Genomic DNA, 15,133 nt, shown 5'->3' on the forward strand with positions numbered 1-15,133 from the left:
TCACCCATGAAAAAGCAACTCTTCAGCCTCGCTCTCATCCTCGGCCTCGGCGCTTCGTTTGCCGCCGACAGCTTCGCCGCCGATTTCGGTAAGGATAAAGACAAGGACCGCCGCGAGCTGCGCCAGGACGACGGCCGGGGCCGTAAGGACCAGGCCCACAAGCGCGACGGGCGCGACCAGGCCCAGCGCCAGCAGCAGCGCCTCGACCGCATGGCCAAGGAGCTGGACCTGAGCAAAAAGCAGCAGGAGAAAGTAGCCAAGATCTTCCAGGAGCAGCAGCAGCAGATGCAGAGCCTGCGCGGCCGCCAGCAGGGCGCCGACCGCAGCCAGCGCTTGGCCCAGGCCAAGCAGATTCACGAGCGCACCGACAAGCAGCTCAAAGACGTGCTCAGCAAAAAGCAGTACGCCCAGCTGGAAGCCAAGCGCCAGGAGCGCCTCAAGCAGATGGAGCAGCGCCGCGGCCAGCGCGGGCCGGAGCGGCGCGGCGACTTCCGCCAGGGCCGCAGCTAAGCCGCTGATTCCGCTTTTCCCCTCCCCCACCGCCCCGGTCGATTCGTCGGCCGGGGCGGTTTTGCGTTAGGTGGCAGCGCAGTAAAGTATTTCGCGTATCATCCCGACTGATAAATCTGGCGCGGTGGCTGCGGCCCCTGCGCCTGCCCTGCCGCCTATGCCCTACCTCAACGCTTCCGCTGCCCGCTCGGCCCGCTTCTGGGCCGCCCGGCGCCACCAGCTGCAAACCATCGGCACCACCGGCGGGCTGTTCGTGACGGTGCTGCTGGCCATGGCCCTGCTGCTGTGGGTGCCCAACCGCGCCCTGCTGCCGCTGGCGGCCGTGGGTCTGCCCATCGGCTACCTGCTGGGCTTGCTGCAAGTGGTGGTGTTTCCGTGGCTGGTGCAGCGGTATCCGCTACAGCTGGCCAAGCTGCTGCAGGGGCTGGGGCACCTGTTGCTGCTGGGGCTGCTCTACGGCGGGTTTCGGCTGGTGGCCCGCTGGCTGGGGCTGCCGCAGCTGTGGTCGGAGCCGGCCCCGAGCACGGCCGGCCCGCTGCGCCACCTGCTGCTGGTACCCATCATTTACCTGCTGGCCGTGTTTGTGACCTCGCTGATGCGGCAGCTGCTGCAGGGCATGAGCCGCCGGCGCCTGCAGCAGCTGCTGGGCGGCCGCTACCAACAGCCTGAGACGGAGGACCGCATCTTCCTGTTCGTCGATTTGAAGGACTCCACCCGGCTGGCCGAGGCCCTGGGCAACGAGGCCTACAGCCGCTTGGTGCGCGACTTTTTCCGCGACGTGAGCCCGGCCATAACGGCCACCCGCGGCGAGGTGTACCAGTACGTGGGCGACGAGGTGGTGGTGACCTGGGAAGCGGCCACGGGCCTGCGCTACGCCAACTGCCTGCACTGCTTTTTCGAGATGCAGCGGGCCATCAACGAGCGGCAGGACTACTACCAGCGCCAGTACGGCACGGTGCCGCGCTTCAAGGCCGGCGCCCACGGCGGCTTGGTGACGACGGTGCTGGTGGGCACGGCGCACCGCGAGCTGGTGTACCACGGCGACGTGCTCAACACCACGGCCCGCATTCAGGCCCAGTGCAACGCTTTGGGCAGCTGGTTTCTGATTTCGGAGGCGCTGCGCCAGCAGCTGGGGCCGCAGCCGGAGTTTCAGTTTACGCCCCAGGGCGGGCAGCTGCTGCGCGGCAAGGCCGGCACCACCGAGCTGCTGGACGTGCAGGAGTACCTGCACGTACTCTGATACCTGCCGCCGGCTGCGGCCCAAACTAAAATCCGGCCCCGGCATTTAAAGTATCCGCGGCTTCTGCCCGACTACCAAGTACCGAAGCCTTATTACTCTTCGCTGCATGCGCAAACCCTTGAAAACCGCCGGCCGGATTATCGGCAGCCTGCTCCTGCTCTTGCTGCTGGCCGGCGTGGCCTTCGCCAACCTGAGCCCGGAGCTGGGCGGCAAGCACACCAAGGCCGACAAAGCCCGCTACGCCCGCTCGGGCCACTACCAGGACGGCGAGTTCAAGAACCTGGTACCCACCGAAACGATGACCGGGGGCAGCACCCTGGGCGTGCTCTGGCGCTTCATCTTCAGCAAGACGCCCCACGCCGAGCCCGACGCGCCGCTGCCCCTGCACCCGCTCGATTCGCTCGGACTGGCCCGCAAAACCGCCGAAACCGTGCGCGTAACCTGGTTTGGCCACTCGGCCAGCCTGGTGGAGCTGGCCGGCCAGAACCTGCTGCTCGACCCCATGCTGAGCGTGGATATGGGCCCGCTTTCCTGGGTGACGCCCAAGCGCTACAACCCGATGGTGGCCATTGCGCCCGAGCAGCTGCCGCGCATTGCGGCCGTGCTCATCTCCCACGACCACTACGACCACCTCGACTACCAGACCATCCGCCGCATCAAGGACAAGACAGCCCATTTCGTGGTGCCGCTGGGCGTGGGGGCGCACCTGCGCCGCTGGGGCGTGGCCGAGGGCAAGATTCATGAGCTGGATTGGAACGACTCCCTGCAGCTGCCCGGCGGCCTGACGGTGGTCAGCCAGCCGGCCCGGCACTTCTCGGGCCGGGGTCTCACCAACCGTAATTCCACCTCGTGGTCGTCGTGGGTGATGAAGACGGCCACCCGGCGCGTGTTCTACAGCGGCGACGGGGGCTACGGGCCGCATTTTCAGGCAATAGGCCAGAAGTACGGCCCCTTCGACCTGGCCCTGATGGAGTGCGGGCAGTACGACCAGAACTGGAGCCAGATTCACATGATGCCCGAGCAGAGCGTGCAGGCCGCCCTCGATGTGCGGGCCCGCACCTACATGCCGGTGCACTGGGGCGCCTTCACCGAAGCCCACCACGCCTGGAACGAGCCCGTGACGCGCGCCTGGGCCGAGGCCCAGCGCCGGCAGTTGCCCATCACCACGCCCGAGCTGGGCCAGCCCGTGACGCTGGGCTACCCGCTGCCGCAGCTGCGCTGGTGGCAGTAAAGGCGGCCAGCTCCCCTCCTCGGCTGCGGCGGGGAGCTGCCGGGCTACCGGGCGCGGAAGCGCAGGTTGATTTCAGCGCGGGGGCGTAGGGTAATGAGGGGGCGCATCTGGATGGGAGGCTGCTCCTGCCACTCCACCTCGAAGCGGCGCAGCACTTCCAGCAGCACCAGCTGCATTTCGGTGAGGGCAAACTGATTGCCGATGCACAGGCGCGGGCCGCCGCCGAAGGGCAGGTAGGCGTAAGTGGGCGGGGCGGGCTGGTCTTTGCCGAAGCGGGCGGGGCAGAAGGCCTCGGGCTCGGGCCAGAGCCGGGGCAGGTGGTGCACGCCGTAGAGGTAGGCCGAAATCAGCGTGCCCTTGGGCAGAGGCAGGCCGTTGTACTCGTCGTCCTCGGCGGCCTGGCGGTCCACTATCCACACGGGCGGATACAGGCGCATGGTTTCCTGGACCACCTGCATGGAATAAGGCAGCTGGGGCAAATCGGTGAAGCTGGGGCGGCGGCTGCCGAGCACCCGCTGCATTTCGGCGCGCACCTTGGCGGCTTCCTCGGGGTGGCGGGCCAACAGCAGCCACAGCCACGAAAGGGCATTGGCGGCGGTTTCGTGGCCGGCCACCAGCAGGATGGCCGCTTCGTCGAGCACCTGCTCGTCGGTCATGGCCTCGCCGGAGTCCTCGTAGCGGGCGTCGAGCAGCATCTGCAGCAAATCGTCCTTGGCGAAGCCGGGGTCGGCTTGCTGCTCCTGCTTGCGCCGCTGGATGTAGCCCCGAATCAGCTGGCGCAGCTCGGCGGCCAGCCCGTCGTGGAGGCGGTACTGGCCCGTGACGCCCAGCCAGGGGCGCAGGTAAGGCTGGCGCAGGGTGCGCACGTAGAAGCCCTGCAGTTCGGTGAGCAGCCGGGCCATCTGCTGCAGCTCGGCCTCCGTCATGCTGCTGCTGAACACCGAGCGGGCAATGATGCGGAAGGCCGTGGCCGTCATCAGCTCGTGCACGGCCACTTGCGCCACCCCGCCCTGCTTGCCGGCCGCGTCGAGCACCGGCGCCAGACACTCGTCGATGACGTCGAGCATGAGCTCGGTGAGGGCCGCAATGCGCTGGCGGTGGAAGCCGGGCTGAATCAGGCGGCGCTGCTGCAGCCAGTAGCTGCCCTCGGAGGTGAGCAGGCCGTGGCCCAGGTAGCGCGCCACCCCGCGGGTCAGCTCCGACTTGGGGTAGTTGCGGTGATTTTTCTGCAGAACGTGCTGAATCAGGCCCGGGTCGCGGGTGAGCAAGGTGGGCCGCACGCCGCCCAAATACAGCCCCACGGTGTCGCCAAACTGGTCGAGGTAATCGGTAATGACGGGGATGGGGTTGGCGGCCAGAGCCCAGGAGTTGCGGAAGGAGCGCAGCCGTGGCACGCGGGGCAAATCACGGATTTCTGCGGATTTTTCGGATTTCACGGATTTTAGCTTCGCTGACCTTTGGTTGTAGTCGATTATCGTCCGGGCGACGTGGTGCTACGGCTTTAAGCCGTGGCACCACTTTTTTTGGCAGGCGGCAACTTTTAACCTTTCAAACGGGGCGGTGTAAATGTAGTGGTGCCACGACATTAAGAGTCGTGGCACCACGTCGTCCAGAATATAATCGACTACAACCAAAGGTCAGCGAAGCTAAAATCCGCGAACCGAAGGAAGGCGTAGCCAAATCCGAAAAATCCGCACCAATCCGCACCAATCCGTGATTCCTGCGTAGTAATTTCCTGTACGGCCCAGTTGGGGCCGCTACGGCTTAGTTCCCGACCTCATTTCCCCCAACCAAACCGCCTTCCCTATGTGGATTCAGCAAAAAGCTAACGAGCCCGCCGCCCTTTCCGAACTGCAAGGCCACACCGTGGGCCTGAAATTCGAGTGCAACCAGTGCCACACCGAAGTCTTCACCGACCTTATCGGCATTCCGGCCCCCGACCACCTGGCCAACTCCACCGAGGACGACGGGCAGTTCGAGACGGAAGAAGTGAAGTGCCCCGGCTGCGACATGACGCACGAAATTACCATCAAGAGCACCTTCGACGGCGTCACCTTCGACGTATCGGAAGTGGCACCCGGCAGCGTGAGCTACCAGATTCCGCCGGCCGAGGAGAAGCACTAAATCACGGATTTTTCGAATTTGGCTACGCCTTCCTTCGGTTCGCGGATTTTGTAGACGCTTGCAGAGCCGAAGCCAACCGCTTCGGCTCTTTTCTTTAGGAACAACCAGAGAAGCTATAAAAGCAGATAGCCCAGTCACGTGTGACCGGGCTGTTTCGTGTAGTGAACAATCGACTACAACCGAAGGTCAGCGAAGCTAAAATCCGTGGAATCCGAAAAATCCGTCCGAATCCGTGATTTACTTCTCCCGCTCGATGGTGTAGTCGATGAGCTGTTCCAGCGAGACGCGGGCGGGCGAGGCGGGGAAGGTGTGCAGGATGGCCAGGGCCTCGTCGCGGAACTGCTTCATGCGCGCAATGGCGTAGTCCAGCCCGCCGGACTTTTTTACGAACTCGATGACGGCCTGCACGCGGTCGGCGCGGCCGTCGTTGTTCTGCACGTTGAAGATGACGCGGCGCTTCTGCAACCAGGAAGCCTGCTGCAGGGCGTAAATCAGCGGCAGGGTCATCTTTTTCTCCTTAATGTCGATGCCGACCGGCTTGCCAATTTCGGCCGTGCCGAAGTCAAACAGGTCGTCCTTGATCTGAAAAGCCATGCCCACCTTCTCGCCGAACAGGCGGGCGCGCTCCACGGCTTCCTTGCTGGCCCCCACCGAGGAGGCGCCCACGGCCGTGCAGGAGGCAATGAGCGAAGCCGTTTTCTGGCGAATGATGTCGAAGTACACGTCCTCGGTGATGTCGAGGCGGCGGGCTTTTTCGATTTGCAGCAGCTCCCCCTCGCTCAGCTCACGCACGGCCCGGTTCACGATTTTCAGCAGGTCGAAGTCGTCGTGCTCCAGGGCCAGCTGCAGGCCGCGGGACAGCAGGTAGTCGCCCACCAGCACAGCTATCTTGTTCTTCCACAGGGCATTGATGGAGAAGAAGCCGCGGCGGTAGTTGCTCTCGTCCACCACGTCGTCGTGCACCAGCGTGGCCGTGTGCAGCAACTCGATGAGGGCCGCACCGCGGAAGGTGGGCTCGGGCAGCGGGGCCGTGGGGTCGGGGCTGGCCACATGGGCCGTCAGGAATACAAACATCGGGCGCAGCTGCTTGCCTTTGCGCTTGATGATGTAGCCCATGATTTTGTCCAGCAGCATGACCCGCGTTTGCATGGACTGGCGGAATTTGACTTCAAATTCCTGCATTTCGGCCGCTATCGGGGCCTGTATATCGTCCAGCGAATATTTCATGCGGCGGTTGGGGCGCGCAATGATACGCACGCGGCGCCAGTTTTCGGCACTTTGGGGCGGGTTTGCTGCCGCCGGCTGCGTAGCTTAGCCCCTGCCGATATTTCCCCGCCGAGCTATGTCAACCGCCGTTTCTGCCCCTGCCGCCACCGACGTCGGCGCCGCCTGCGCCACCGCGCTGCAGGGCCCCTACTGCCACCACTGCGGCGAAAAGCGCCTCGACCACCACGACTACCACTTCGGCCATTTCCTGGAGCACGCCATTGACACGGCCACCCACTTCGACGTGAAGGTGGTGAAGGGTGCCTGGAGCCTGCTGCGCCGCCCCGGCCTGATGACCCGCGAGGTGCTGGCCGGCCGCCGGGTGCCCTGGCCCAAACCCCTGCAGCTGTTTCTGATTGTCAACCTGCTGTTCGTCTTCGCGGCCCACAAGCTGAAGCTGCAGATTTTCAACACGCCCTGGCACTACCACCTCGACAACTGGTACGGCCGCTGGGCCTTCGGGCGCATGCAGGGCCTGGCCGAGCGGCGCGGCACCACCGTGGCGCAGCTGGCCGAGCAGTTCAACGCCTCGGCCAATGTGCTGTCGAAGACGCTGATTTTCGCTTTCATCCCGCTGCTGGCTCTGCTGCTGACGGCCTTGTTCTGGCGGCAGCGCCGCTACTACCTGGAGCACGTCGTCACGGCCACGCACCTCATCAGCCAGATTCTGCTGGTGGAGCTGGTGATGATTGCGCCCGGCACGGCCCTTATCTGGCTGATTAACCAGCTGAGCAGCCAGCCGCTGGGCTTCGGCAACCGGGACCTGGTGGCCACCACGATTATCACCCTGGGTATCACGGTGTGGTCGGCCCTGCTGCTGCGGCGCACCTACGGGGGCGGGGCGGTGGCGGCTGCCGCCCGCGGCTTGGCGGTGGGCATCGGCTTTTTCTGGCTGCTCATCAACGTGTACCGCCTGCTGCTGTTCCTGGTCGCGTACTGGCTGCTCTAACCCGGGTGCCGCTGCCGCGGTTATTAGGTTGCACCCGCCCATTTTCCGCGTCATGCCCGTTCCACCCGCCTCCACCCGCCTCGATTTTCAGCTCACGCCCAGCCACCACGCCCGCGCCTTTGCCGCCGATGCCCGCTTCGTGCCCGACGGCCGCCCCAAGCCGGTGGTGGTGTTCGTGCACGGCTTCAAGGGCTTCAAGGACTGGGGCCACTTCAACCTGCTGGCCGACTTCTTCGCCCGGCGCGGCTTCGTGTTCGTCAAGCTCAACCTCTCGCACAACGGCGTAGTCATCGGCGGCACGGGGGATTTGGAGGACCTCGACGCCTTCGGGCGCAACAACTTCAGCATCGAACTGGACGACATCGGCTGCCTGCTCGACGCGCTGCAGCGGCCCGGGCAGACGCCGGTGCCGGCCGCCGAAATGGATTTGGGGCGACTTTTCCTCGTCGGCCACAGCCGAGGCGGGGGGCTGGTGATGCTCAAGGCCGCCGAAGACGCCCGCGTGCGCGCCGTGGCCGCCTGGGCGCCCATCACCGACGTCAACCCCGGCTGGCCCGAGGCCATGATGCAGCACTGGCAGCAGAGCGGCGTGGTGCACATCGAAAACGCCCGTACCAAGCAGCAGCTGCCGCTGTACTTCCAGATTGTGGAGGACTACCACCGCAACCGCCGCCGCCTCGACATTCAGCACAACCTGCGCTTGCGCCTGCGCCAGCCCCTGCTGCTCATTCACGGCGACCAGGACGAGACGCTAGCCGTAGAGAAGGTGCACCTGCTCCAACAGGCCAAGCCCGACGCCGAGCTGGTAATTCTGCCCGGCGCGGGGCATATGTTCGGCGGCGCCCACCCCTGGGCCGAAACTGCTCTGCCCCCGCTGGCCCAGGACGTAGCCGAGCGCACGGCGGCGTTTTTTGAGCGGGTATGAGGGTAAGCGGGTGCGGGGCTAGGAGGATGAGAGTTGTTGGCCGGTGGCACGTGCTGGCACGCTGATTTTCGCCCCAGCCCTTACCTTTCCTCCCTTTTTAAACTCCTACCCTCCTACCCGCACACCCTCCTACCCGCACACCCTCCTACCCTAATCCTCCCATGCCGACTCCCCACGCCCATACCGCCTACCTGCTGCTCGGCTCCAATCTTGGCGACCGGGTGGTGACGCTGCACCGCGCCCTGCTGGCTCTGGCCGAAAAAGCCGGCCGCATCGTGGCCGTATCGGGGGTGTATGAAACGGCGGCCTGGGGCAAGGAAGACCAGGATTCCTTTCTGAATCAGGCCCTGCAGCTCAGCACCGACCTCGCGCCCGAACAGCTGCTCGACGCCTGCCAGCAAGTGGAAACCGCCCTGGGCCGGGAGCGGCTGGAGCCCTGGGGCCCGCGCACCCTCGACGTGGACATCCTGCTCTACGACGACCAGATTATCAACACCGAGCGCCTGCACGTGCCGCACCCGCGCCTGCCGGAGCGCCGCTTCGCCCTGGTTCCGCTGGCCGACATTGCCCCCGCCCTGCTGCACCCGCAGCTGCGCCGCCCCGTAGCCGAGCTGCTGGCCGACTGCCCCGATCAGCTGCCGGTGGAGCCCTGGCTGGGGGATTTGTAGCCGCTCAGCGGCGGGGCGCGGGAGCAGCCGGCAGCTCCAGCGGCTGCACGGCCATGCGGCGGCAGAACTGCGCCACCCGTACCGCCCGCGCGGCCGGGTACAGCAGCCAGCCGGCCAGCAGCAGCAGCACCCAGCGCCGCCGCGGCAGTGCTTCGGCCAGGCCCGCGGCCAGCACCAGCCAGAACGGCCCGTACACCACGGCGGCGTAGCGCTCCACGTCGTACACGTTGCCGCCGGCCCGGCTCATCACCGTGGTACCGATAAGGCAGACGAAGTAAGTCAGCAGCACGGCGCCCAGCAGCCGCCCGAAGCGGTGCCGGCTGCGCCAGGTGGCCCAGCCCAGGCCCAGCAGCAGCAGCGGCAGCAGCACCTCGAACAGCCAGTGCTTGGGCCAGCCCGCCTGCTGCACCGGCAGCAGCCAGCGCAGCAGCACGTAGCCGTAGTCGCCGAGGGTTTCGCGCAGGCCCTGCCAGCCGCGGCTGCGGTACAGCTCGGGCACGGCGGCGGCGCGCACCGCATACAGCAGCCAGCCGCCCAGGCCCGCCCCTACCGTCAGGGCGTGCAGCAGCAGGCCGCGCCAGTGCCGGCGCAGTAGCTCCCGGTAAGCCGTCAGCAGCCCCAGCCCGGTGCCCAGCAGCAGAAACAGGCCCGAGGTGCGCTGCCAGGCCAGCAGCAGGCCCAGCACGGTGGCCGCCAGTAGCCAAGAAGCCCGGGGCCGGGTGAGGTAGTGAAACAGAGCCATTGCGTACAGGCCGAACAGGGCCTGAAACACCGCCTCGGCCCACACGAACTTGGCCGTAATCAGCCAGGGCACGGCCAGGGCCAGCAGCGCCGTGAGCAGCCAAGCGCCGGGGCGGGGCAGCAGCTTCCAGGCCAGGTAGCTCCAGGCGCCCAGGCTCAGCAAGGAGCCCAGCACGTTCAGCAGCAGGGCCCACGTCCCCACCTCCCGCCCGCCCGCAGCCAGCAGCAGCGGGTACAGCGGCCCCCAGGAGGTATAAGGTGTGCCATCGGGGTTCAGCAGCTGGCCCGCGGCCCGGAAACTGGCGGCGGCCGAAAGGTAAAAGCGGGCGTCGGAGGTGGTAGCCAGGCCGGGGCTGAGGGCGTAGAGCAGCAGCGCCAGCAGCACGGCCGCCGCCAGCCCTACCACGACACCGGGCGGGGCGGCCAGAGGCCGGGAAGTATCGGACGGGGCTGGGGCCATGGCTGCACAAGCGAAGAGCCGGACGGGGCCGGCTCTTCAACGTTGAGTGGAGGGAAGGAAAGTTACTGCGCCGAGGCGGTAGCGGCCTGGGGCGAAATTTTCTTCACCAAGCCCTGCAGCACCTTGCCCGGACCGCACTCGATAAACTCGGTGGCCCCGTCCTCCGTCATGCGCTGCACCGACTGCGTCCAGCGGACCGGGGCGGTGAGCTGGCGGATCAGGTTCTGGCGGATTTCGTCCGGGTCGGTGTGCGGGGCGGCGTCCACGTTCTGGTACACCGGGCAGCGGCCCGCGCCGAAGGTGGTGCGCCCAATTGCTTCGGCCAGCGCCGCCTCGGCCGACTGCATCAGCGGGGAATGGAAGGCGCCGCCCACCGGCAGCGGCAGGGCGCGCTTGGCCCCGGCGGCTTTCAGCGCCTCGCAGGCCTGGTCGATGCCGGCCCGGGAGCCGCTGATGACGAGCTGGCCGGGGCAGTTGTAGTTGGCGGCCACCACCACGTTGCCGACCTGGCTGATTTCCTGGCAGATGCGCTCCACCGTGGCGTCGTCGAGGCCGAGGATGGCGGCCATGGTGCCGGGCTGCTCCTCGCAGGCAGCCTGCATGGCCTGGGCGCGGCGGGCCACCAGCGGCAGCGCGTCCTCGAACTTGAGCACGCCCGCGGCCACCAGGGCCGAAAACTCGCCCAGGGAGTGGCCAGCCACCATATCGGGCTGCAGGCCGGGCGTGGCCACGAACTGCGCCACCGAGTGCACGAAAATGGCCGGCTGCGTCACGTCGGTGCGGCGCAAATCCTCCTCGGAGCCGGTGAACATGATGTCGGTGAGCGAAAAGCCCAGGATGTCGTTGGCCTGCGTCATCAGGGCGCGGGCCTCGGGGTGCTGCTCAAACAAGTCGCGGCCCATGCCGGTGAACTGGCTGCCCTGGCCGGGGAATACTACTGCTTTCATTGAAGAAGGTCGGTGTGGGAAAAGGCGGTTGCGGATGCAGGATGTACGGCCCGACGCGGCGCCGGGCTGCGTCGAACGAGGCCGCAAGGTGCGCAATCAGGCCAATAACCGCAAAAGCCGGCGCCGGAACTAGGGCCACTGCGCCGCGCCACCCGGCGCTTCTGCGGCGGCTAGGCCGCGCACTACGCAAGGCAGACGCCCGCCGGATGCTGCTCCGTAACGGGCCACAAAAAAAGGGCCGTCGTTGCCGACGGCCCTTTTCTTCAAGCGGTTGAATGCCTAGCGCATGATTTCTACCCAGCCCTTATAGGTCTTGACGGTGCGCTTGAGGTCGGCAAACTCTACTTCCAGCAGGTAGTAGTAAGTGCCGCCCGTGGCCTTGGCGCCGGTGTCGCGGCCGCCGCCCTCGTTGCTACGGGCCCCGCCGCCGTCCCACAGGGTCAGGTCCGGCGAGGCAATGCCCTCGTACACTTTCGCGCCCCAGCGGTTGAACACCTGCACTTTCACCCGGTTCACGGGCGAGGCGTAGATGGGCCGGAACACGTCGTTGCGCTGGTCACCGTTGGGCGTGAAGATGTTCGGCAGCACAAAAATCTGGCAGTTGTCCTGGCACTCCACGTTGCTCTGGGCGCTTTCGTTGCCCAGGGAATCCACCGCAATAACGGCGTAGCAGCCGGCAGCCGAAGCCAGGTTGCGGTGCACGAAGCTCTGCACCGGCGTGCGCCCGATTTCCGTCAGCGGGCCGTCCTCGGTGGGCCGGTACAGCACGCGGTAGAAAGCAATGTTGCGGCCGCAGTCGGCCGGGGTCGAGCCCAGCGTCCAGCGCAGGTAGTTGCTGTAGAGCAGGGCCTGGCCGCGGGGCAGGGCCGCCGCCACGCTGTCGCAGTTGGTGGGGCGCAGCGTCAGCACCGGCGGGCACGGAATTGAGGCCAGGTTCACGCAGCGCACCTGACTGAGGTTGACCAGGTTGCTGGGCAGGTTGGCGGCGCCGTAGGTGCCGTTGGTTTCCACGTAGTAGCAGTACGTCTGGTTCTTGCGCAGCGTGGAACTGCGGTCGGTGAAGGTACCGCCGTTGCGCGTGGCTATGGTATCGGCCACGAGCGTGAAGGTGGTGCTGCCCGGATTGCGCCGGAAAATGCGGGTGCGCTGCCGGCTGTTGTCCCAGGGCACGTTGTAGGTCCAGCTCAGCTTGATGCTGTTGTTCAAGGCATTGGCCACCCCGCTGAGCCGCACGCTGCTGGCCGGCCCGGCATTCTCAACAATGGCCGTCGAGCCCGGCTGGGCCGTCAGGTTGCTGAAAAACTCCAGCCGGTAGGTGTAAGCCTTGGTTTCCGTGTCGAGGTTGGTGTCGACGTGGGTAGTGTCGTTCAGGTTGCTAATGGTGCGCACCAGGGTGTAGGCCCCAGTGGCGGGGTTCTGCGTTTCGGCGCGGTACAGGCGGTAGCCCACGGGCGGGTTGAAGCCGGTGGTGCTGACGGGCTTGGTCCACTTCACCGTAATCTGGCCGGTGGTAGTGCTGGTCTGGTCCACCGTCACGTTGGTAAACAGTGCGGCCCGTCCCTGCAACGTCACGCAGGCTTCCTGGGAGGCAATGCTGGCCCCACCGGCCGGCCGCGGAAACTCGGCAAAAATGCGGTAGCAGTAGGTTTTACCGCGCTCCAGGCCCTTGTTGGCGTTGGTATCGGTGAAGCTCTGCAGGTTGGCCGCCACCTGCCCGACCTGCACGTAGCCCGCGCTGGCCGGAATACCCGTTTCGCAGGTGCTGGGCGTCCAGTTCGAGGGATTTTCCTTACGGAAGATGCGGATGGTAGCCGCGCCGTTGGCCTGGCAGAGGTATCTATCCCAGGTCAGCTGGGCGCTGACGCCCGTCACGGTGGCCTGCAGGTTGGTGGGCGGTGGCCCCACCACCGTCACCCGCCACGGCCGCTCGTCAATCAGCGGCGTACCGGCGGCCGGCACGTCCTCGGCCTTGAACACGATGATTTTCGGGTCGGTGGCAATGTCCGAGCAGCTGGTGTTCCAGGTGAAGCGGCCCACGGCCCGGCCGGGCTGATTGACCGTCTGCACGAAGGTGGCCGGGGGCAGCACCCCGCCGTAGGCCGTCAGGCGAATGTTGTTGTTGTCCGGGTCGGTGGCGCGGATGTTGCGCGTAATAGTAGTGCCGGCCACCACGCAGGTGTCGAGCGGGATGAAGACGGTCGGGCGCAGGTTGTTGGTGGCAAACACCGTTATCTGCATGTCGCGCACCACTTCCCCGATCAGGCGCCGGCTGCCAAACGCGTCGCGCCGCCACTCCTCGATGACGAAGGCCACGTTGTAGTCGCCCTGGGTGCTGGGGGAGTTCCACACCAGCTGCCCGGTTATTTCATTCAATTCCAGGATGGCCGCGCTGCCCGGCACGCCCACCGGCGGGCCGGTGTAGGGCACCTGCACCCCGCCCGGCGACACGCTCTGGTCCTGCGGGTACACGTAGCCCGGCAGGTTCACCGGCTGGGGCCGGTTGCCACCCGCAATAACGCCCTGCACGCCGCGCGGCTCCCACTGGCACACGCGCAGCTTGAAAGCCAGCGAGTCGCCGTCGGCATCCGAGGCGGCGGGGTTGTGCAGAAATACCTGCTGGCGGGCGGCCCGGTCCACGGCCGGCGCGTTGAGCACCGGGGAGCGGTTCACGCCCAGCAGCGGGTCGATGGTGACGCGGGTGTGGATGTAGAAGTTGCGCTGGTCGGAGAGCGGGAAGTTGCGGATGCCCGTGGCCCGGTTTTCCCCGATAAAGCTCACAAAGTACTGGCCCGGCGCATTGTACGTGTGCTCGAAGTAGTACACGTTGCGGTTGATGTTGTTGCCAATGTTGACCCCGGCGTTGCCCTGCCGGAACACCGTGGCATTGGTCCCATCCCCGAAGAAGATTACCTCGTCGTTCTTCGCGTCGGCCGGCGACGTGCGGTCGGTGTAGGTAATCATCTTAAAAAACACGCGCAGCGGATTGCGGGCCGCCGTCGTGTCACTCTTGGCCTGAATGTCGCCGGCGCGGATGTGCGTGGCCCAGGCCGGACGGGCCAGCAGCAGGCTCAGCAGCACTAAGAACGCCAGACCGGCCCGGCTGCGCTGAGCCCGACCGCGGAGTAATGGAAATATCATAGAGCTAGACGATTAAGAGACGTCGGCAAGGAGGAGAGAAGGCAAAAAAAGTATGTTATCCCACTAACAACTGCCGTATGCAAACGGTTGCTTAGTAGGTCGCATTCGTGTAACGGCAAGGAGGCGGGGCTGGTTCACCCGCGCCGCGGCCAATTCAGGACGAATGATAACTGAATTGTTTCATAGCGGGTCGGGGCGTACCTTCGCCCAGTACAATCGACCTTTTTCTCACCCTTCCGTTCACCTATGAGTTGGCTTAGCAACGCGCTTACCAGCAGCATTGGCCGCAAGATCATCATGGCCGTCACGGGCTTGTTCCTGTGCTCGTTCCTGGTGATTCACCTAATCGGCAACCTCCAGTTGTTCAAGAACGATGGCGGCGATGCCTTCAACGTCTACTCCCATTTCATGGGCACCAACCCCGTCATCCGTACCATCGAGTGGGTACTCGTGGCGGGGTTCGTGTTTCACATCTACGAGGCCATTGCGCTGACGGGCAAAAACCGCAAAGCCCGCGGCAGCCAGGGCTACGTGGAAAACCGCATCGGCCAGAACTCGCCCTGGGCCTCGCGCAACATGGGCCTGCTGGGCACGGTTATCCTGTTCTTTTTGATTGTACACCTGTACAACTTCTTCTGGCGCGCCCGCTTCGGCACGCTCGATAAGGACATCAACAACCACGACGACCTGTACACGCTGGTCGTTACCTCGTTCCACGAGTGGTGGTACGTGCTGCTGTACGTACTGGCCCAGGTAGCCTTGTGCTACCACCTCATCCACGGCTTCAAGAGCGCCTTCCAGTCCTTGGGCCTGACGCACCGCAAGTACACGCCCTTCGTCACCTACCTGGGCTACGCCTTCGCGGTGATTGTATGCGCCGGCTTTGCCGCCATGCCGCTGTACTTCTTCTTCCTCCAGTAATCCACCCGGTTTA

The 15,133-nt window shown here is 65.7% G+C and carries 13 protein-coding genes; 8 read left to right on the forward strand and 5 right to left on the reverse strand.

The window, feature by feature from the left end:
* Positions 1 to 6: 6 nt before the first annotated feature.
* The 3 genes from EJV47_RS24980 to EJV47_RS24990 all read left to right on the forward strand — a co-directional run bounded on the left by EJV47_RS24980 (position 7) and on the right by EJV47_RS24990 (position 2,981).
* Positions 7 to 510: a hypothetical protein gene (locus EJV47_RS24980; protein WP_126695948.1), complete on the forward strand. Its 504-nt coding sequence runs from the start codon at positions 7 to 9 to the stop codon at positions 508 to 510.
* Between the two features lie 157 nt (positions 511 to 667).
* Positions 668 to 1,750, forward strand: a complete 1,083-nt coding sequence (locus tag EJV47_RS24985; protein WP_126695949.1) for an adenylate/guanylate cyclase domain-containing protein — start codon at positions 668 to 670, stop codon at positions 1,748 to 1,750.
* A 106-nt stretch (positions 1,751 to 1,856) separates the two neighbouring features.
* Positions 1,857 to 2,981 (forward strand): MBL fold metallo-hydrolase, encoded by a 1,125-nt coding sequence (locus EJV47_RS24990; protein ID WP_126695950.1) that lies wholly within the window; start codon positions 1,857 to 1,859, stop codon positions 2,979 to 2,981.
* Positions 2,982 to 3,025: 44 nt separating this feature from the next.
* Here the strand turns inward: EJV47_RS24990 and EJV47_RS24995 are convergent, their stop codons facing one another.
* Positions 3,026 to 4,375: a cytochrome P450 gene (locus EJV47_RS24995; RefSeq protein WP_165903924.1), complete on the reverse strand. Its 1,350-nt coding sequence runs from the start codon at positions 4,373 to 4,375 to the stop codon at positions 3,026 to 3,028.
* A 412-nt stretch (positions 4,376 to 4,787) separates the two neighbouring features.
* Here EJV47_RS24995 and EJV47_RS25000 point away from each other — a divergent pair, with 412 nt between their 5' ends.
* Positions 4,788 to 5,105: a hypothetical protein gene (locus EJV47_RS25000; protein ID WP_126695952.1), complete on the forward strand. Its 318-nt coding sequence runs from the start codon at positions 4,788 to 4,790 to the stop codon at positions 5,103 to 5,105.
* Positions 5,106 to 5,342: 237 nt separating this feature from the next.
* On the opposite strand, the gene EJV47_RS25005 is transcribed toward EJV47_RS25000, so the two are convergent.
* The gene (locus EJV47_RS25005; protein WP_126695953.1) at positions 5,343 to 6,332 is read right to left on the reverse strand and encodes a polyprenyl synthetase family protein; all 990 of its coding nucleotides are present in this window, start codon (positions 6,330 to 6,332) and stop codon (positions 5,343 to 5,345) included.
* Positions 6,333 to 6,447: 115 nt separating this feature from the next.
* On the opposite strand from EJV47_RS25005, the gene EJV47_RS25010 reads away from it, so the two are divergent.
* From EJV47_RS25010 to folK, 3 genes are all read left to right on the forward strand, one after another.
* Positions 6,448 to 7,320, forward strand: coding sequence for a DUF3667 domain-containing protein (locus tag EJV47_RS25010; protein WP_126695954.1), 873 nt, complete (start codon positions 6,448 to 6,450; stop codon positions 7,318 to 7,320).
* A gap of 52 nt (positions 7,321 to 7,372) precedes the next feature.
* On the forward strand, positions 7,373 to 8,245 hold the full coding sequence (locus tag EJV47_RS25015; RefSeq protein WP_126695955.1) for an alpha/beta hydrolase family protein: 873 nt from the start codon (positions 7,373 to 7,375) through the stop codon (positions 8,243 to 8,245).
* 161 nt (positions 8,246 to 8,406) lie between these two features.
* A complete protein-coding gene (gene folK, locus EJV47_RS25020) occupies positions 8,407 to 8,913 on the forward strand; it encodes a 2-amino-4-hydroxy-6-hydroxymethyldihydropteridine diphosphokinase (protein ID WP_126695956.1) in 507 nt (168 codons plus the stop codon).
* A gap of 4 nt (positions 8,914 to 8,917) precedes the next feature.
* Here folK and EJV47_RS25025 read toward each other — a convergent pair whose 3' ends face one another.
* The 3 genes from EJV47_RS25025 to EJV47_RS25035 all read right to left on the reverse strand — a co-directional run bounded on the left by EJV47_RS25025 (position 8,918) and on the right by EJV47_RS25035 (position 14,199).
* Positions 8,918 to 10,114 carry a hypothetical protein gene (locus EJV47_RS25025; protein ID WP_126695957.1) on the reverse strand — a complete coding sequence of 399 codons (1,197 nt, stop codon included), beginning with the start codon at positions 10,112 to 10,114 and terminating at the stop codon, positions 8,918 to 8,920.
* A 62-nt stretch (positions 10,115 to 10,176) separates the two neighbouring features.
* Positions 10,177 to 11,061, reverse strand: coding sequence for an ACP S-malonyltransferase (fabD, locus tag EJV47_RS25030; protein ID WP_126695958.1), 885 nt, complete (start codon positions 11,059 to 11,061; stop codon positions 10,177 to 10,179).
* A 279-nt stretch (positions 11,062 to 11,340) separates the two neighbouring features.
* Positions 11,341 to 14,199: a T9SS type B sorting domain-containing protein gene (locus tag EJV47_RS25035; protein WP_126695959.1), complete on the reverse strand. Its 2,859-nt coding sequence runs from the start codon at positions 14,197 to 14,199 to the stop codon at positions 11,341 to 11,343.
* Positions 14,200 to 14,445: 246 nt separating this feature from the next.
* On the opposite strand from EJV47_RS25035, the gene EJV47_RS25040 reads away from it, so the two are divergent.
* Positions 14,446 to 15,120 (forward strand): succinate dehydrogenase cytochrome b subunit, encoded by a 675-nt coding sequence (locus tag EJV47_RS25040; RefSeq protein WP_126695960.1) that lies wholly within the window; start codon positions 14,446 to 14,448, stop codon positions 15,118 to 15,120.
* The last annotated feature ends 13 nt before the right edge of the window (positions 15,121 to 15,133 follow it).

The organism is Hymenobacter gummosus, assembly GCF_003970915.1.
GTDB lineage: Bacteria > Bacteroidota > Bacteroidia > Cytophagales > Hymenobacteraceae > Solirubrum > Solirubrum gummosum.